We start from the raw sequence: 17,788 nt of genomic DNA on the forward strand, positions 1-17,788 counted from the left end.
CGTCTGGGTGGATGCGCATGCATCCGCGCAGCCGGTCATGTCGCCACCGCCGTCCTCCCCGTCCACCTCCGTCCACCCTCCGTCCATGGGGGGTGGACGGCGCAAGCTGTTGAAATTCAACAGTTTTTAGAGATCCGTCCACCCGTCCACCTCAAGGCGCGTACCCACACACATGAGCGTGTGTGCGGACAGGCGCACGCGTGTCTGTGCGCGTACGCGGAACATTTTTTTTATTTTTTGGGTGGTCAGTATGGACGAATGGACGGATTGAGGATTGGCGCGGGTTTGCGCCGTCCACCCTCCGTCCACCCCTCGTCCACACGTATGCACAGTTGGGGAGTTGCGGCATGAATAAACCAGCCAGTTTGAGAGACGCCATGCCGGAAACGGCGGATTGGGTGGACCAAAAGCGTGTGGAGTGGGGCCGGGACTATGTGGACCAGTGCATCCGCCGCGCACTCAAGGGCGAGCCCGGATGGTTCTATGCCATCGAGAACGGCAAGGTGCTTGGCACGCCGTGGCCTGTGGATGCAGTTGGTGCGGTGATTGATGGCGGCAAGCGCACGGTCGCACAGATTCAGCAGGCAGCCATCTTGCTGGGGGCCAGCTTTGCCGGGTTCATGCGTGAGCCCGTGAAGGGAGGCAACTGATGGCGCGTATCGAGCACATCAAGCGCAGGCTGGATAACTGGGCGCTGTGGAAAGCTCGGCTCAACAGCACCGGGCTGGGCTTTCATTCGGTGAATGTGCTGGCTGTGGATGTGTGGAGCCGCAACAGCTACAACGGCAGCATGATCCCGCACATCGACCAGGAAGGCGAAGAGACTGACCAGGCGGTGGAGGCGTTGAAGCCAGGAAAGATCCACCTGTATCAGACGCTTCATGCCTACTATCTGCAGGATCTGGGCGTGCAGCTGATCGCCCGCAGCACAGGCAAAAGCCCTAGCACCATTCACGCGCACTTCGACCAGGCAGACCACTTCATTGCTGGCTGGTTGCAGGAGCAGGCCAGGATGAGGGAAGAGAAGGAGGCACTGGCCCGTGGCCGCGAGTACATGGCAAAGCAGGGGAGTTTGACACCATAGAGAGTTGCGCTACATTTCAGGCAAGCTAGTGCTCAGTGACCCGAACCACTGAACGCATGCCCCGATAACCCCGCCAGTTTGTGCTGTGCGGGGTTTTCTTTTGGGTGCGCTTGAGCCGGAATCCTCAAGCCCCAATAGCTCGCTGAGGTACGAGCAATAAAAACCAACTGGCACCACAGAGGTGGAGCAATGCCGGGCCTTCCCATTACCGCGATGCCTAGAGCGCTAGGGGCCGTGTGTCTGGGTGAACGACACAGCATTTGAGGTTGGCACTTGAATGCGAGACCACTCAACGGTTGCGCCATCAACGCTGGAGCCGTAACCAGCAAATATTCAGGAGACATCACCGTGCCGTCAGCTGCCCCGCGCCCTTGCTCTCATCCTGGCTGTGGCGTGCTGGTCCGCGATGGCACGGGCCGATGTCCAAAGCACCCGAAGCAGTCGTGGACCAAGAAGCCCACCGCTGCCAAGCGCATCACGGGCAGGCCTCTGCAGCGTCTACGCGCCGAACTGTTTGCGCGCGAGCCGCTGTGCCGTGAGTGTCGGCGCAATGGCGTGGTCAAGCTGGCGACCCAGCGCGATCACATCCAGTCCCTGGAAGAGGGCGGCACCGACACCGAGGACAACGTGCAGCCCCTGTGTGACGACTGCCACGACATCAAGTCCAAGGCCGAGCGGGCGCGCGGCGTCAAACGGTCATGGGCCGGATATCGAGGCGAATGAGAGGGATTCTCATTTGAAAACGCGGGCAGGGGGAGGGGGGTGAAAAAAGTTCACCTCGACCCGACCGGAAACCGAGCCCCCAGACGAACTTTTATGGGAATCAATAACTACCCCCCGGGGGTTTAGTGGAGTAGTCATGGCAGATAACGCTGACGAGTTCGCGGTCCAGCCCCCAGCTGTAGGTGCTGGGTTCGTGGCTGGCCAGCCAGGAAAAATCGAATCTCCTGCTGCGCCGGAGCTGATCAGGCTCAGCGAGGACGAGCAGCAGCTTTACGAGTACATCTGCGAGTCGCTCCGCCGTGCCGGCATCGAGCACCTGACCGCAGGACTTCCCATCGCGGTCATTGTTCGCACCTTCGCCAACTGGCTGAAAGCCTGTGCGCTGTGTGAAGAGAAGGGCAGGACCCAGACCTCGAAGACTGGATGGGTGACAGAGATGCCCTGGGCCAAGGATGAGGCCCGCTTGAAAATGGAGCTAGGCCAGTGGCTACCCAAGGCATGTTTGACAATCCCGTCGCTGGCGCGCGTGCGCAAGGACGTGGGGCCGGGAGTGCAGCAGGACGATCTGTTCGGCGCGCTCGTAAGCCACGCTACCAGCTTACCCGGCGACAAGTCGATGCACTGATCCCGGAGCAGTTGCAGCAGTTTGATGTTGAGTACGGATTGCCCGTTCTGCGCAATGAAATCCCGACAGGTAAGTTCACTTACTTGGCAGTGTTGAGGCATTACCGTGACCTGAAAGAAGGAGGTGCGCGCGGTCTGGTTTTTCGCCCAGATTTTGGTTGGCATGCCGTTGAGTACATCGAGAAGTTCTTTGTTCATATCAAAGGGCCATTGGCGGGCAAGCCCATCCTGTTGGACCCATGGCAGAAGTTCTGGACGGCGGTGTTGTATGGCTGGCGTCGCGAAGGAACTCTGCTGCGCAGGTTCACGCGGGCCTATGAGGAGGTGGCACGAAAGAATGGCAAGAGCACATGGAAGGGGCCGCAGGGGGCTTACCTGTTCTCGATGGCGGGCCAGGGTGGCGCAGAGGTTTATGCAGTAGCAACCACCCGCGCACAGGCCATGACTGTGTTCAAGCCTGCGTTCGACAACATCAAACGCTGGTGCCGTCGCAGTCCTGGTGCGAAGCGATCCTTCAAGGTCTTCGAGGGCCTGAACCAAGAGAAGGTGCAGTGCGGCGACAGCAATGTCTTCGCCCCCTTGCCAGCGAACGCCGAGCACCTGGACGGCCTGAACCCTTACGCCATCCTGTACGACGAGCTGCACGCTGCGGCCACGCGCGAGGTTTGGGACGTGATGGAGTCCGCTCTTGGCGCCCGGGAAGATCCTCTGCTGTCGGCTATCACCACGGCAGGGTTCATCCTCAACGGCATCTGCGTGGAGATCCGCACCTACCTGGTGGGAGTGCTGGAGGGCCGGCGGCTGGACGACTCCATGTTCGGCTACATCTACACGCTGGACGCGGGAGACGACTACTACGACGAGCGTAACTGGCCGAAGGCGAATCCAGGTCTGGGCCGCAGCAAGATGTGGGACTACATGCGCACGCAGGCCCGCAAGGCCAAGGCGCTGCCTGGTGCCCGCGCCAACTTCCTGACCAAAGACCTGAACATCTGGTGCAACAACGCCGAAGGCTGGTTTGACATCCAGGTCTGGGACAAGGGCGGCAAGCCATTCAACCGCGACATGCTCAAGGGCCGGCGCTGCTTTGGCGGCTTGGACCTGGCTAGCGTGCGCGACCTGACTGCATTCGTGCTTGTGTTCCCGCCACTCGAAGGCGAAACCACGGTGCACATCCTGGCGTGGTTCTGGGTTCCAGAGTCCAAGCTGGAGCATGAAGAGGAGGACGAGGCTGCGTACAAGCAGTGGGCCGAAGAAGGCTGGCTCACTGTGACGCCCGGCAACGTCACCGACTACGACGCGGTGCATGACGTGGTTGTGCAGGCCGGCAAGGACTACGACATCGAGCAACTGGGCTTTGACGACTGGAACGCCCAGCAGCTGGTCAACGATCTGCTGGCCGAAGACCTCCCCATGGTCAACATCCCGCAGAACACGGGCGGCATGGGGCCCGGTAGCAAAGAGCTGGAGCGCTTGGTCTATGGCGGCCTGCTCGCCCATGGCGGCAATCCGGTGCTGCGCTACTGCGCGGGCAACGTGTCGCTGCTGTTCGATACCAATGGCAACTACCGGCCCAACAAAAAGGCCAGCAAGGAAAACGGCCGCATTGACGGCATCGTGGCCGCAGTGATGGCCCTGGGGCGTATGGCTGCACCCGACGACAGCGGGGACGAGGACGGCTTCTTCTCCAGCCCAACAACGAAATGAGCGATCAATGAAATCACAACTGCATCAGCGGCGGCATGGCCGCGTTCGCGCTGCTGTCGATGCGCTGCTGGGCAAGTCCGTGAGCATCAGCGACGCACCAGGCACGGCGGCCATCTTCGGCGTGGATCTCGATACGGGCATGACAGTCAGCCCGCGCACGATGCTGCAGCTCTCGGCTGTCTGGTCGTGCGTGCGGCTGATTGCGGAGACGATTGCCACGCTGCCACTCAGCATCTATGAGAAGGACAGCAAGGGTAAGCGTGTCGCTCCTCAGCATCCGCTGCACCTGATCGTCCACGACATGCCGAACCCGGATGCGACGGCTGCCGTATTCTGGGAAGCCATGGTGGCCGCCATGCTGCTGCGCGGTGCTGGCCGGGCCGAGCGCCTGGAGTTCAACGGCCGCCTGGTCGGCCTGGTGTACCTTGACCCAGACCGCCTGGCGCCAAACAGAAAGGATGGCAGCGTCGTGACCGAATGGCGCTACAGGGATAAGTGGAATCGGCAGCGGCTGATTCCTGCCAGCAAGGTGTGGACGGTTCCCGGCTTCTCGCTGGATGGTGAGAACGGTGTCAGCGTCGTGCAGTACGGCTCTGCAGTGTTCGGTCAGGCGGGTGCTGCAGAGCGCGCGGCAGGACGGGCGTTCCGCAACGGTGCCCTGCAGAACCTCTACTACTCCTTCAAGGATTGGCTCAAAGAAGATCGGCGCAAGGAATTCCGCGAGAACGTAATGGGCCTGATCGACCAGGGCATGACACCTCTGCTGGAAGGCGGCATCGAAGCCAAGACACTGAGCATCAATCCCAAAGATGTGCAGTTGCTGGAGTCCAGGGGCTGGAGTGTTGAGGAAATCTGTCGCTGGTTCCGCGTGCCGCCCTGGATGGTCGGTCATACCGAAAAGACTACCAGTTGGGGCAGCGGCATCGAGCAGCAAATGATTGCCTTCCTGGTCTTCACGCTGGCGCCCTGGTTGCGCCGCATTGAACAGTCGATCAGCAAGGACCTACTCAACCCCGCTGAGCGCTTGCGCTACTACGCCAAGTTTGCCGTGGAGGGTCTGCTGCGCGGCGACAGTGCGGCGCGTGCTGCCTTCTACACGGCCATGGTCAACAACGGCATCCTCACCCGCGATGAGGTCCGGGCGCTGGAGGACCGTGAACCGATGGGCGGCAACGCCGCCGTGCTGACCGTGCAGTCAGCCATGACGACCCTGGACGGCCTCGGCCAAGTCAACCCTGATGCGCAGGCGGTTGCGCTGTTACGGCAGCTGCTGGCTGCTGAACCTGAGCCCCTGAAAGGCTAAACACCATGAGCATGAAATCCCTTCCGGGCGCCCCAACGGGCCGCCCGAGCGCCGGCGTGCGCAGCGAAATCCTTCCCCGTGCGTTCGATCGTTGGAATCCTGGCGTGCAGGCTGCGGTTGATGAAGGTGAGGATCGCAGCATCAGCATCTATGACGTCATCGGCTACGACTACTGGACGGGCGATGGCGTGACGGCACGGCGAATCGCTGGGGCGCTTCGCTCCCTTGGTGCCGGCCCTGTCACCGTGAACGTCAACAGCCCCGGCGGCGATGTCTTCGAGGGCTTGGCCATCTACAACCTGCTGCGCGAGCACCAGGGCGAAGTGACGGTCAAAGTGCTGGGCCTGGCCGCTTCGGCCGCCAGCATCATCGCCATGGCCGGCGACACGGTGCAGATTGCGCGGGCCGGCTTCTTCATGGTGCACAACGTCTGGACCGTCGCGGCAGGCAATCGCAACGATTACCGCGAGCTGGCAGACTGGCTGGAGCCATTCGATTCGGCTCTGGCTGATATCTACTCGGCGCGCACCGGCGCTGACGTCAAAGCCATGGGCAAGCTCATGGACGCGGAGTCCTGGATCGGTGGCAGCAGCGCCATAGACCAGGGCTTTGCTGATGAGCTGCTGCCGTCCGACCAGGTTAGCCAGGGCGGTGCGAAGGCACAAGCCAATGCTGCCCGCCGGCTGGAGGCGGCCCTGCGGGCCAGCGGCTTGCCTAAGTCCGAGGCCATGCGCCTCATCAGCGAGTTCAAGTCCGGCGTGGGTGATCCCGCCGGCAGCGGTGAGGGAGATCCCACCGAGCGCGGCTCCCCAACAGCTGCTTTTGCCACCGGTGGAGCGTCCGCACTGTCGGGCTCTCTTGCCAATTGCTTCGCCTCACTCTGAAAGGTACTACCGTGAAAAAGTCTCGTTTTATCTCCGTCGCGGTCCTCGCCGCACTCACCGTCGCATCTGTGGCAGCTCAGGCTGCTGGCGTGGATGTTCCCGGCTTTATCGCTGCTCACCCCGATGTCTTCGCAGGCCTGTCGATGCTCGGCTTTGCCGGCTCGGTCAGCGTGGAGCAGGAATACAAGCAGGTCCAGGCGGACCTCAAAAGCGTGGGCGACCAGCTCAAAGCCTACGCGGAAACAACCCAGAAGGAGCTGAAAAATCACGGCACCATGACGGCTGAGACCAAGGCCAGCGTGGACAAGATGCTGGTGGAGCAAGGCTCTTTGCAAGCGCGGCTGCAGGCCGCAGAGCAAGCACTTGCAACGCTGCAAAACGGCGGAAGTGGTTCTGGTCGACCTCAGACCCTGGGCGAGAAGGTCATCAGCAATGAAGCGCTGATTGGCTTCAACCCCAGCCTGCGCGGCGCTGTCTCGGTCAAGATCGGCTCTATCCACAACGCAGTGTCTGGTGCCCCGGACTCTGCGGGTAGCCTGATTCAGCCCACTCGCGTGCCTGGCATCGTTGCCGCGCCGCAGCAGCGACTGTTTGTTCGCGATCTGCTGAACTGGGGTACTACAACGTCGCCTGATATCGAATACGTTCGTGAAACGGGCTTCACGAACAATGCCGATGTCGTTGCCGAGAACCCGAGCAATCCGAAGCCACAGTCTGATCTGGCGTTCGAGATGGACTCGGCCAAGGTGGCGACCATCGCTCACTGGATCAAGGCTTCCAAGCAGGTCCTGTCTGATGTGCCCATGCTCCAGGCGTATGTCGATGGGCGCCTGATCTACGGCCTGAAGCTGAAAGAAGAGGCTCAACTGCTCAAGGGCTCTGGCGTCGGCCTGAACATCAATGGCATCTGGACCCAGGCTTCGGCTTACTCCAATCCGGGCGTCGTCGTGCAGGATGAAACCATGCTGGACCGTCTGCGCATCGCGATGCTGCAGGCTGAGCTGGCCGAGTACACCGCTGACGGTCTCGTGCTCAACCCCATCGACTGGACCCAGATCGAGCTGACCAAGACCAAGGACAACGCCTACCTGTTCGCTACGCCGCATGGTCTGGCCGTGCCTGGTCTGTGGGGTCGCCCTGTGGTCTCTTCGCAGAGCATGACCAAGAACGATTTCCTGGCCGGTGCGTTTGCACTGGGCGCGCAGGGCTGGGACCGTGAAGACGCGAACGTCTCTGTGAGCAACCAGGACGGCGACAACTTCGTCAAGAACATGGTCACCATCCTGGCCGAAGAGCGCGTTGGCCTGACGGTCTTCCGTCCTGAGGCATTCGTCAAGGGCGACTTCACGGGCGTCGGTCCCACTCCCACCCCTTGATTGAAGCGGTAGAGCAGTGCACACGTGTGCACTGCTCGCAAGTACAGGAGAGTTTCATGAAACAAGTAACTGTGAAGGCCGTGTCGGGCTTTGAACACAACGGCAGCAAAAAGCCAGGCGATGTGTTTTCTGTCAGCGAAATGCATGCTGCTCAGCTCAAGGCCAAGGGCTTGATCGAGATTGAAGGTGAGGGCGGCACAGGCGTATCTGCGGATACGCTGAAGCCCGAAGCGCCCGAAGCGCCCGAAGCGCCCGAAGCGCCCGAAGCGCCCGATGCGGCCGATGCAGCTGAACCTGTCGCCCCGGCTGTCGAGGCCGAGAAGCCTGCAGGCGGCAAGAGGAGCGGTAAGTAATGGCCATTGAGCTTGTCACCCTGGGGCAGGCCAAGGCCCATCTGCGTGTCACGCATGCCCATGAAGACAGCGATATCCAGCTCAAGCTTAATGCCGCTACTCGGATGGCCTTGGCATTCCTGGATCGTGATGTCTTCTCCACGCAGGCCGAGCTGGACGCTGCTGTAGCTGCGGGTACTGCTCGGCCATGTCCGCTCCTAGCGGCGGATGACGATATGGACATGGTCCGGGCCGGCATCCTGTTGACGTTGGGCGATCTATTTGCCAACCGCGAAGAGGTCGTGACTGGGACTATCACTTCGCAGTTGCCTACGGGCGCCAAAGCATGTTTGCTGCCTCTGCGCCGCATGGGAGCTTGATCATGGCTTGTGCTGATTGCGAAGCCCGCCGGCAGTGGATGCTGAAGTGGGGGAAAGAGAGTTTGAATCGTGCGAAACAAATCCTCGGCATTGCAGATGCGCCAGCTCCTGCAGAGCCAGCAGCAACTGGTGATGCAGATCCAGGCTCAGACGCAGGCGGTCAATCGCCTGGCCCAGTCGATTGAGCAACTGGCCGAAGTCATTGCGCTGGACTACGCAGAGCAGGAACTGCCCACCAATGTGGGCCTTGATGGGAGGACGCTCGGATGATTCGCGCCGGCTCTCTCACCCATCTGCTCAGTCTGCAGCAGCGGCAGACCGGCCGTGACCCTGACTCCGGTGCAGTCATCAATGAGGCCTGGATCGAGATCGGAAAGCTCTGGGCGCGCATTGAGCCCCTGAGTGTCCGGGCATTCATTGCGGCTGCAGCAGAGCAGAGCGAAATATCGGCTCACATCGTCACGTACCGCGACCCGCGCGTGAAACGCGGCATGCGCTTTGTCGGCGATGACGGCAGCATCTATCGCATCGCGGCCGCACTTTCTGACAAGAAGAACGGCCACGAGTATCAGACCCACCCAGTCAGCGAGGGCGTGAACGATGGCAAATGACGTTCAATTCACTCTGAGCGGCGCGGGTGAGCTGCGCAAGCGATTGCTTGCATTGCCGCGCGAGCTGCAGCTCAAGCCTGGTAGGTCTGCGCTGGGCAAGGCAGCAAGCGTGGTGCGCAGGCAAGCCAAGGTCAATGCTGAGAGCATTGATGATGCTGAAACGGGCCGCAAGATCTCGGACAACATCATCCAGCGATTTCGCAGCCGCCACTACAAGCGCACTGGCGACCTGATGATCAGCGTGGGCGTTGGCACTGAAAAGGGCCGCATCCCGAAGGGGAACCCCGACACAGGGCCCAAGGGCAACACCCCGCACTGGCATTTGATTGAGCTGGGCACTGAGGTGGCAAAGCCTCAGCCATTCCTAGTGCCAGCGGCGCAGGCCACGGCTGAGCAGGCCATCAATCTGTTTGGTACCGAGCTGGACAAGCAGATCACCAAGATCGTGAGCAAGCTGAGATGACGGTGCCTTTTTACCGAGTGGCGAAGGCGTCACCTGCCGTGCTTGCCGTGCTTGGTGACCCTGAGCCTCGTATCTACCCCTGGGGCGAGAACGACGATGAAGAGTGTGCCTACCCCTATGTGACGTTCCGCACCGACTTGCTGCCCAGCAACGTGCTGGCCGGCCGTGCATGCGCCGATGAGGGGCAGCTCTCAATCGACATCTGGGCACAGTCCGACCAATCGGCCAAGGCAGTGAGGGATGCCCTGCGCAACGCGATTGAGCTGCACTGCTACATCAACACCATCCGCGATATGGGGCGTGACCCCTCAACGCGTAGCTACCGCATCAGCCTGGACGTGAGCTGGTGGGTTCGCCGTACCTGATTTTTTCACCTATCCCGCCACGCGCGGAAACCACCGAAAGGAACCGCCATGCCTATGTTGCCCCAAGGCACGCAACTCTATGCGCTCGTGCCCAAAGATGCAGGCGCTGCTGAAGTCATCAAAATCGCCTGTGCCCTGACCGTCGATACCGGCGAGGACGAGCGTGCCGAGCACGAAGACACTTGCCTGGACGAGATGGAGTCGACCTCCACATTTCCTGGCTTGATCACTCCTGGCGATGCCACGTTCACGGTGCGCATCGATCCAGCTGATGAGAGCCATGTCAAGCTCTGGGCGTTGTTCAAAGCGCGTACCAAAGTGATGTGGGCTATGGGCTGGGGCGACGGTGTGGACGTCGACCCTACCGCTCCTGCGGCAGCTGGTGAAGATTGGGAGCTGCCTTTGACACGTACCTGGAGTACCTGGCGCGGCCACATCTCTGCCATGAACTTCACCGGCTTTGAAGCGGGTGGCGCACCTGTGCAGGGCTCCGTCAAGATCAAGCGCTCCACCGCAACGGAATGGCTGGTCAAGGGCCGTACACCATGAACATTCAAGACCTGATGGAAAAGGGCGGCTTTGTTGATACAAAGCCGGTACGCAAAGAGATCACTTGGCGCGGACCTGATGGCGTGGAGCGCAGCGGCCACATCTGGGTTGTGCGGCAGCCATTTGGCGTGATGGAGGGCTTCGCCTTGAATGGGGAGCCTGATCGGAGCCAGGGTGCCAAGATGATCAGCGTCTGTGTTCGCCTGGGCGACGGAGCTGAGAAGGAGCAACTGAGCTACGACCAAGCCTTCAACCTGTGGCCTTTGCTGGCCTGGGCCATGGTGGTCGCCATCAATGAGGTGAATTCCCCAAAAAACTCTCAGCCGCCGACGAGTTCTTCCACGAGCTTGTCCTTGCCGGCGTCGGCGGCTGGACGGTCGCGCAAGCGAAGTGCAACCTCAGCTTCGAAGAGGTCCAGGCCTGGCAAGAGTACAGAAGGCTCCATGGCCCACTGACTCTTGCACCGCATGTTGCCAATGCCGGGGCCACGATGGCTCTGGCGGTCAGCTGTACAGTGCCGCGCAAGAACTCAAGCACTGCACCCAAGTTCAAGGACTTCTTGCCGCAATGGGGGCAGCGCTCTGCGAACGATGGTGTGCTGACCCTGGAAGAGGCCATGCGCATACTGTGAAGCGGAACTTGCCGGACTGATCATTTAACTATCCATGGCACTGATCGTGCTGCCGCCTTCGGGCGGTTTTTTTATGGGCGCTTGAAACATGGCACGGCAACTTGGCACACTGACAATCGACCTGATCGCCAAAATCGGTGGCTTTGTCAAAGGCATGACCGATGCTGAGCGTGCCGCAGATCGCAAGACCAGAGATATAGAACGCAAGCTCAAGGCAGGTGCAGAGGCAGTCGAGAAGGCCTGGACCGGGATTGGCACCGTGTTGACGGCTACGCTGGCGGGTATCAGCGTGGGCAGCATTTTCTCCAAGGTCATTACCGAGTCGCGCAATGCAGAGCAAGAGCAGGCGCTTCTGGCCGCCGCGCTCAAATCCACCGGCAATCAAGCGGGCTACTCGCAGGACCGCTTGAACGAGATGGCAGATGCAATGGAGTCTGTCACCACCATCTCGGCCGGTGACTTTAACCAGGCGCAGACCGTGCTCTTGGGGTTCACCAATATTGTGGGAGAGCAACTCCCCAAGGCTCTCAAGATTGCAGCTGACTACTCAATCCGCACAGGCGCGGATATGAAGTCCGCCGCCGAGACCATGGGCCGTGCGTTGGACGTGCCCAGCGCAGGCATGTCCAGCCTGCAAAAGCAGGGTTTCAAATTCAGCGAGTCACAGATTGAGGCCGCTAAGCAGCTTGAAGAAACAGGCCGTATCGCCGAAGCGCAGCAGATTGTCTTTGATGCACTGGAAGAAACGTATGGAGGGGCTGCTGAGGCTGCCCGCGATACCTTCGGCGGCGCCCTGGACGGCTTGCGCAACACCCTGAATGGGCTGCTGACTGGAGACGATGGCAGCTTGGCTGAAGCCAAAAAGGCGGTCAACGAGCTTTCGGAGACCCTTTCATCGCAATCCACCAAAGATGCATTTGCGCAGCTCACCAAGTGGGTGTTTGACCTTGCGAGTGCTTTGGTCACGGCAACTACGCACTTCATCAATTTCGGAAAGTTTGTCGGGGAAACTTTCGCAAAGGCGCTTCACGGCAGTGCAGATCCGATTGAGCGGCTGGGGGAAAGTATCAAGGACGCTCAGGTTGAGCTGGCAGCCTTGAATAAGGAAATCGCGCGGCCAGGGAAGTTTGTTGCAGGTAATGGATACGACTCGCCAGAGGCTCTGAAGCAGCGGCGTGATGCGCTGGACAAGCAGATCAAGGCAATGCAAAAGTCCCAGCAGGACTTTATCCGGCTGGCAAACAATCCGCCTCCGATAGCGGCACCGTCCACAGCTCCTGACATGACGCCCCGGACTGTCGGGCCAGTCAAATTGAAGGATGGCGAAAAGAAGTCCTCCACAGGCAAGACCCAGGCCCAGAAGGATCAGGAGGCAGCTGAGAAGTTCCTGCAGACCCTACGCGATCAAGTTTTCAAGATTGAGCAGAAGTCTGCGTACGAGCAGCTTTTCTACGACATTCAAAGCAAGGGTGTAAAGCTGTCGTCGGAGCAGCTTGATTCGGCTATTGGCCTTGCCACGGCCATCGATATGGCAAAGGAGGCTGAGCTTACGCGTGCGGCCGCTGTTGAGCGCAACAACGTTCTTTATGAGCAGCAAAACCGTTTGATCGCCAAAGAGCAGCAACTGCAGTTGGAGCTTCTGACCTATGGGATGGGCGACAAGTCTGCCGCAGAGCTGCGCGAAAAGATCTCGCTGATGCAGCAGCACCAGGCAGAGCTGAGAAAGCTGCAGCAGGATCAGGCAAGTGCGGTCATTGGTGCGGACACTGAGAAAGAGCGTCAACGTATTCAGGCCGCGTTTGCTGAGCGGATTCGGATCACGCAGACCGCCCAGCAGCAGGAGCTGCAGCTGTATGAAGACTTTCTGCAGCAAAAGCGCGAGCGCGAGGGGAACTGGCTGCTTGGTGCTCAGTCGGGGTTGGCAACCTATCTGGAAAATGCCCGCGACATGTACTCGCAGGCACAGGGCATCGCGTCCAGGGCTTTCACGGGCATGGAGGACATGCTGGTCAACTTCGTCAAGACCGGCAAGATGGATGTGGGGAGCCTGTTCGCTTCGATTGGCGAGGAGGTGCTGCGCATGCTGATCCGCATGGGCATCCAGATGGTGGCCAATAAGCTGCTGGGTGATACGTTGCAGGCGGCCGGCGTGGCCACTTCTGTGGCTGCTGGTGCTGCGACAGCTGCAGCATGGGCGCCTGCTGCAGCCATGGCTTCGCTCGCATCGTTTGGTGCGAATGCGGCACCTGCCAGTGCGGGCATTGCCAGTACGGTCGCCCTGAGCCAAGGTCTTGCAATGATCCCGGGCTTCGATCAGGGTGGTTATACCGGTCCTGGTGCGCGGCTGCAGATTGCAGGCTGGGTGCATGCGGGCGAGGGCGTTCTCAACCAGGACGACATGGCCGCGCTTGGTGGGCCTGCAGCGTTTGAGGCATTCCGGCGCGGTCTGCATAGCATGCCGGGCTATGCCAATGGAGGCGTTGTCGGTGCGCCGCGTATCGCAACCCGTGCTGACTATGCAGCACAGCTTGCAGGCAGCGCGCCCATCGTCAACGTCATCGAGGACGCCAGCAAGGCCGGCCAGGTCGAGCAGACGCAGAACGCTGACGGCAGCTATAGCACGAACGTGTTTGTTCGCAATATCCGCAATGGCAGCGACGAAGCGACTGTGCTGGAGACAACTTACGGGCTGACACGTCGAGGACGATAGATGGCACTCACTTCAAACATTGATTGGCCGCAGGGGTTCCCCTGCGTGCTGCGTGAAGGGCATACCACCCGGCACGCCAGCCCCTTGTTGCGTACCACCATGGCATCGGGCCGGGCACGGCAGCGCCGCAAATTCAAGAGCGTTCCGAGTGTGCACACGTGTGCATGGCTGATGACTCAGGCGCAGGCGCAGGCCTTTGAGTCATGGTTTGCTGAGACCCTGGTCGATGGAGTGCAGTGGTTCAACATGCCGCTCAGGACGCCCATGGGGTCGGGAAAGCTGCTCTGCCGTTTCATGGACATGTATGAAGGCCCCGACTTGGTGGGGATCGATCGCTGGCAGATCTCCGCTCCTATTGAGGTATGGGCGCGTCCGCTGCTGCCGCCTGGCTGGGGTCTGCTACCGGAACTGGTGATCGGCTCCAGCATCATCGACCGGGCCGTCAATCAAGAGTGGCCGGAGGGGTAGCGATGGCAACCAGTACAGCTTTGAAGCTGCTTTATGCCGGCGACGATGTGACGACCGTGCGCATCTGTACGCTGGACATCGAGCTGCCGGGTGGCGAGCACATACGTCTTGCGCACAGCTATGAAGATCTCATGCTGGGGGTGGACGGTGTGCCGCAACTCTTCGAGGCCTGCGGCCTGGAGATCTCCCTGCCGGAGCGCAGCACCGTCGGAAACCAGTCCCTGCGCTTTGGTCTGGGGGTGGTCGATGGTCGGGCGCATCGCCTGATCAGTGACGCGCTCGACTCTGGCCTGCCTTCGTATGTGGTCTACCGCGAGTATGTGTCGACTGACGCATCGGCGCCGGCGGCCGCACCCAAGCGGATGCTGATCCAGGGTGGCGATCTGAATAGCAATGCTCTGCAGATTGAGGCCAGTTACTTCGACCTGCTCAATCTGGCCTGGCCGCGTGATCGCTACACGGCGGACAAGGCGCCTGGCGTCAAGTACCAATGAGGCAGTTCCTGCGGACGCGCTATGTGCGCGGCGGGCGCGGCCCTGTGGACTACGACTGCTGGGGCCTGGTGCGCGATGCGCGATCGGCACTGTTCGGTCGGGCCTTGCTGCCGACCCTGCAGGAAGCCCGGCCGGGTGAGCTGCGCGGTATCACGCGCGCGGTCGATCAGGTCATAGCCCTGCATGGCTTCGCGCCATGTGCCCCTCGGGCCGGAGCGGTTGCCACGGCCTGGAGGGCGAGCCTGTGCGTGCACGTGGGGCTGGTTGTCGAGGTGGACGGACAGATGCGAATACTCGAAACCGATGAGCCCGATGGGCCTTGTCTAACTGCTCTCAACCGATTTCAGGCCCGCTACACGCGGGTTTTGTTTTATGACGATCAAGATTTACCCCGGACAGATGCCGAGCCAGCCTGTGGAGTCGCACCCATGGGCGGGCACGATTGCGGACTGGTTTGAGGCGGTTGGCATTGACTATGCGGCGCGCGAGATCCAGCCCATCACGCTGCACCTGAATGGCGTGCTGCTGCCGGCGGAGGCCTGGGCCGAGACGGTGATCAGCAATGAAGACCAGGTTGATATTCGCCCCATCCCTCACGGCGGCGTCTTCAAGCTGGTGGGCAGCATCTTCAACTTCTTCTTTGGCTGGCTGCTCCCGTCCACCAGCAATCAGCGCTACGACACGCCGCAGGGAAAGCAGCTGAGCTCGGCCGAGGGCAAGGCCAACACGGCAAAGCTCAATGGCGTAGTGCCTGAGCTGCTGGGCCAGTTCATCCGCTACCCCGACTATCTGACCCCGCCGCGCCGCTACTTCAGCACGCCGCGTGAGCAATGGCTGGAGATGCTGCTCTGTGTCGGCCCCGGCCAGTACCAGATCGATCCGGCCACGGTCAAGATCGGCAACACGCCGCTGAGCACGCTGGAGGGCGCTGAGTTCACGGTGCATGGCCCTGGCGCCGATATCGGCGGCATCACCCAGCATGAAAACTGGTACAGCTGTCCCGAGGTCGGCGGCACCAGCGCAGGCACGGCGGGGCTTGAGCTGAGCGCCATTGACTCGGGCAACGTCAATCCCACGGGCAGCAGCTATGCGCTCAACGGCGCGCAGATCACTGCCGATGTGGATTGGCCCAATGCCTGGGGCTCTGGCACGGCGATGTCGCTGATGTTCGAGCAGGATGTGACGGTCGCCACGGTGCTGCTGACGGGGGAGGAGGGCGGCTCCTACAACACCTTCACTGCGGACTGGCGCGAGATTGCGCCATCCCTGTGGATGCTGCTCACGGCTTCGGGTGCGCTGACTGGCTCGCTGCGTGTGGAATCCGTGGCCGGCAACATGATCACCCTGGCTGAGCCTGTCAGCGACGGAGAGGGTGGCTTCACCTATAGGCTGATCAGCGGCCTGCCCGATGGAGTGATATCGCTGGCCGTGTGCCGTGCCGGACGTACTTACACGGCGACGGCAGTGGCCGGCCAGCTGCTGACGGTGGTGCCCAGCGAGGGCGGCAGCTGGGCAGGCTTTGCGCCGCGCACGGTGCCGGCGGCAAAGGCCATCTTTACGGTGCAGGCAGATACCGTCTACGGCGAGCAGGCCGGCCCCTTTGTAAGCTGCCCGGCCGCTGAGGTCTCCAGCACGCTGGAAGTGGATATCTTCTTCAGCCAAGGCCTTTGCTATGTCTCCGACAAGGGGGAAGTGCAGGGCAGATCCGTGGGGGTGGAGATCCAGTACCGGGACTACGCCGCCGGCGGTGCCTGGCAGAGCGTGGTCAAGTGGTACACCGATGCCACTATGGACCAGATCGGCTACACCGAGCGCATCGCCTTGCCCTATGCCATGCGGCCGCAGGTGCGAGTGCGGCGCCGGGGGGCCAAGAGCACCAGCACGCAGGTGCACGATGAGGTGCAGTGGTACGCCATGCGCACCCGGCTGCCCACGCGCACCAGCTACCCGGACTGGACCACGCTGAGCGTGCGTGTGCGGGGCCTGGGGCAGATCGCTGCCAGGTCGGAGAACCAGCTGAACCTGGTGGCCACACGCATGCTGCCCGTGCTGCAGGGCGATGGCTCCTGGAGCGCAGAGCAGCCTACGAGGGATATCTCGGCCGCTCTGCGGCACATCTGCAGCACGGTGGGCTATGGGCTGGACAGCATCGACATGGCCGAGCTGCAGCGCCTGCATGGGATCTGGATAGCTCGCGGTGAAACGGCAGACCATGTGTTTGACGAAACCACGGTGCTTGCGGCCCTACAGGCGGTGCTGGCGGCCGGCATGGCTGAGCTGACTATTGATGACGGCCTGCTGCGCCCCGTGCGAGCTGGCGTGCGCACGGTCGAGGACGGTCATGCCTACAGCGCGCAGAACACTACGGAGGGCATTGCGCGGTCGTTCAGCGGTATCCGGCCCGACGACAACGATGGCGTGGAGGTGGAATTCAGCGACGCGGGCGACAACTGGAACACCAAGACGGTGAACTGTGTGCTACCTGGCTCGCTGGGCATCAAGCTGGAAAAGCTCAAGGTACTGGGGGTGACAGACCGCACGCGCGCCTGGCGTATCGGCATGCGCCGCGCCCGGCAGCTACGGTATGAGCGCTGGACTTACAGCTTCACCACGGAGCTGGATGCGCTGAACAACAGCTATGGCGACTTTGTCAGCCTGGTCGATGACATCCCCGGCTTCGGCCAGTCGGCCCTGCTCACCGGCATCAGCAATGCCGGCGGCCAGGCCCGGCTGGAGGTGACGGAGCCGCTGCGCTGGGAGTCCGCAGATCCGCATGTTGTGGCATTCCGCAGGCCTGACGGCACGCTGGCCGGCCCGTGGCCAGCAGCCCAAGGTGCAAGCGCTTATGAGGTGCTGGCCCCGATCCCGGTCGAGGAGTGGCCGCAGATCAAGCTGCCGGAGCCGCCCCATGTGTATTTCGGGCCGGTCACCCGTTGGAGCTTCCCGGCCATCGTCAAGAAGGTCAGCCCCAGCGGCACCGATGGAGCCAGCGTGCAGTGCGTGAACTACGACGCACGCATCTTTGACGACGACAACAACGCACCGCCACCGCTTTGAGTAGGCGGCCACCTGGCCGCAGAGATC

21 protein-coding genes are annotated in these 17,788 nt (G+C 61.4%); all 21 read left to right on the plus strand.

What is annotated here, in order from left to right:
• The first annotated feature begins 347 nt into the window (after nucleotides 1–347).
• Nucleotides 348–650: a hypothetical protein gene (locus tag O987_RS06935; protein ID WP_144244898.1), complete on the plus strand. Its 303-nt coding sequence runs from the start codon at nucleotides 348–350 to the stop codon at nucleotides 648–650.
• A complete protein-coding gene (locus O987_RS06940) occupies nucleotides 650–1,084 on the plus strand; it encodes a hypothetical protein (protein ID WP_043371260.1) in 435 nt (144 codons plus the stop codon). The genes O987_RS06935 and O987_RS06940 overlap by 1 nt, the downstream gene beginning before the upstream one ends.
• 348 nt (nucleotides 1,085–1,432) lie before the next feature.
• A complete protein-coding gene (locus tag O987_RS29355) occupies nucleotides 1,433–1,807 on the plus strand; it encodes an HNH endonuclease (RefSeq protein WP_043371261.1) in 375 nt (124 codons plus the stop codon).
• Nucleotides 1,808–1,943: 136 nt separating this feature from the next.
• Nucleotides 1,944–2,432 carry a hypothetical protein gene (locus tag O987_RS06950; protein WP_051962129.1) on the plus strand — a complete coding sequence of 163 codons (489 nt, stop codon included), beginning with the start codon at nucleotides 1,944–1,946 and terminating at the stop codon, nucleotides 2,430–2,432.
• Nucleotides 2,433–2,641: 209 nt separating this feature from the next.
• The gene (locus O987_RS06955) at nucleotides 2,642–4,138 is read left to right on the plus strand and encodes a terminase large subunit (protein ID WP_235214271.1); all 1,497 of its coding nucleotides are present in this window, start codon (nucleotides 2,642–2,644) and stop codon (nucleotides 4,136–4,138) included.
• 7 nt (nucleotides 4,139–4,145) lie between these two features.
• Entirely contained in the window at nucleotides 4,146–5,441 is a 1,296-nt protein-coding gene (locus O987_RS06960) for a phage portal protein (protein ID WP_043371263.1), read from the plus strand.
• 5 nt (nucleotides 5,442–5,446) lie between these two features.
• A complete protein-coding gene (locus O987_RS06965) occupies nucleotides 5,447–6,325 on the plus strand; it encodes a head maturation protease, ClpP-related (protein ID WP_043371264.1) in 879 nt (292 codons plus the stop codon).
• Between the two features lie 11 nt (nucleotides 6,326–6,336).
• Nucleotides 6,337–7,701 carry a phage major capsid protein gene (locus tag O987_RS06970; RefSeq protein ID WP_043371265.1) on the plus strand — a complete coding sequence of 455 codons (1,365 nt, stop codon included), beginning with the start codon at nucleotides 6,337–6,339 and terminating at the stop codon, nucleotides 7,699–7,701.
• Between the two features lie 56 nt (nucleotides 7,702–7,757).
• A complete protein-coding gene (locus O987_RS29135) occupies nucleotides 7,758–8,054 on the plus strand; it encodes a hypothetical protein (protein ID WP_162473292.1) in 297 nt (98 codons plus the stop codon).
• Nucleotides 8,054–8,413, plus strand: a complete 360-nt coding sequence (locus O987_RS06980) for a head-tail connector protein (RefSeq protein ID WP_043371267.1) — start codon at nucleotides 8,054–8,056, stop codon at nucleotides 8,411–8,413. Before O987_RS29135 ends, O987_RS06980 begins: the two co-directional genes overlap by 1 nt.
• Before the next feature lie 69 nt (nucleotides 8,414–8,482).
• Nucleotides 8,483–8,683, plus strand: a complete 201-nt coding sequence (locus O987_RS28645) for a hypothetical protein (protein WP_144244900.1) — start codon at nucleotides 8,483–8,485, stop codon at nucleotides 8,681–8,683.
• Complete coding sequence (locus O987_RS06985; protein WP_051962131.1) at nucleotides 8,680–9,024, plus strand: phage head closure protein; 345 nt, start codon at nucleotides 8,680–8,682, stop codon at nucleotides 9,022–9,024. Before O987_RS28645 ends, O987_RS06985 begins: the two co-directional genes overlap by 4 nt.
• Entirely contained in the window at nucleotides 9,014–9,487 is a 474-nt protein-coding gene (locus O987_RS06990; protein WP_043371268.1) for an HK97-gp10 family putative phage morphogenesis protein, read from the plus strand. The genes O987_RS06985 and O987_RS06990 overlap by 11 nt, the downstream gene beginning before the upstream one ends.
• Nucleotides 9,484–9,852 (plus strand): tail completion protein gp17, encoded by a 369-nt coding sequence (gene gp17, locus O987_RS06995; protein WP_043371269.1) that lies wholly within the window; start codon nucleotides 9,484–9,486, stop codon nucleotides 9,850–9,852. Before O987_RS06990 ends, gp17 begins: the two co-directional genes overlap by 4 nt.
• 48 nt (nucleotides 9,853–9,900) lie before the next feature.
• The gene (locus O987_RS07000) at nucleotides 9,901–10,401 is read left to right on the plus strand and encodes a phage tail tube protein (protein ID WP_080731457.1); all 501 of its coding nucleotides are present in this window, start codon (nucleotides 9,901–9,903) and stop codon (nucleotides 10,399–10,401) included.
• Nucleotides 10,398–10,856 (plus strand): phage tail assembly chaperone family protein, TAC, encoded by a 459-nt coding sequence (locus O987_RS07005; protein WP_043376182.1) that lies wholly within the window; start codon nucleotides 10,398–10,400, stop codon nucleotides 10,854–10,856. The genes O987_RS07000 and O987_RS07005 overlap by 4 nt, the downstream gene beginning before the upstream one ends.
• Nucleotides 10,853–11,032 carry a hypothetical protein gene (locus O987_RS29815; RefSeq protein ID WP_419177859.1) on the plus strand — a complete coding sequence of 60 codons (180 nt, stop codon included), beginning with the start codon at nucleotides 10,853–10,855 and terminating at the stop codon, nucleotides 11,030–11,032. Before O987_RS07005 ends, O987_RS29815 begins: the two co-directional genes overlap by 4 nt.
• Before the next feature lie 88 nt (nucleotides 11,033–11,120).
• Nucleotides 11,121–13,742, plus strand: a complete 2,622-nt coding sequence (locus tag O987_RS07010) for a phage tail tape measure C-terminal domain-containing protein (protein WP_043371270.1) — start codon at nucleotides 11,121–11,123, stop codon at nucleotides 13,740–13,742.
• Nucleotides 13,743–14,210 (plus strand): hypothetical protein, encoded by a 468-nt coding sequence (locus O987_RS07015; protein WP_043371271.1) that lies wholly within the window; start codon nucleotides 13,743–13,745, stop codon nucleotides 14,208–14,210.
• Nucleotides 14,211–14,212: 2 nt separating this feature from the next.
• Entirely contained in the window at nucleotides 14,213–14,704 is a 492-nt protein-coding gene (locus O987_RS07020; protein ID WP_043371272.1) for a DUF1833 family protein, read from the plus strand.
• 372 nt (nucleotides 14,705–15,076) lie between these two features.
• Complete coding sequence (locus O987_RS07025; RefSeq protein WP_043371273.1) at nucleotides 15,077–17,761, plus strand: host specificity factor TipJ family phage tail protein; 2,685 nt, start codon at nucleotides 15,077–15,079, stop codon at nucleotides 17,759–17,761.
• Nucleotides 17,762–17,788 lie beyond the last annotated feature (27 nt).

Source organism: Comamonas testosteroni TK102 (assembly GCF_000739375.1).
Taxonomy (GTDB): Bacteria; Pseudomonadota; Gammaproteobacteria; order Burkholderiales; family Burkholderiaceae_C; genus Comamonas; species Comamonas brasiliensis.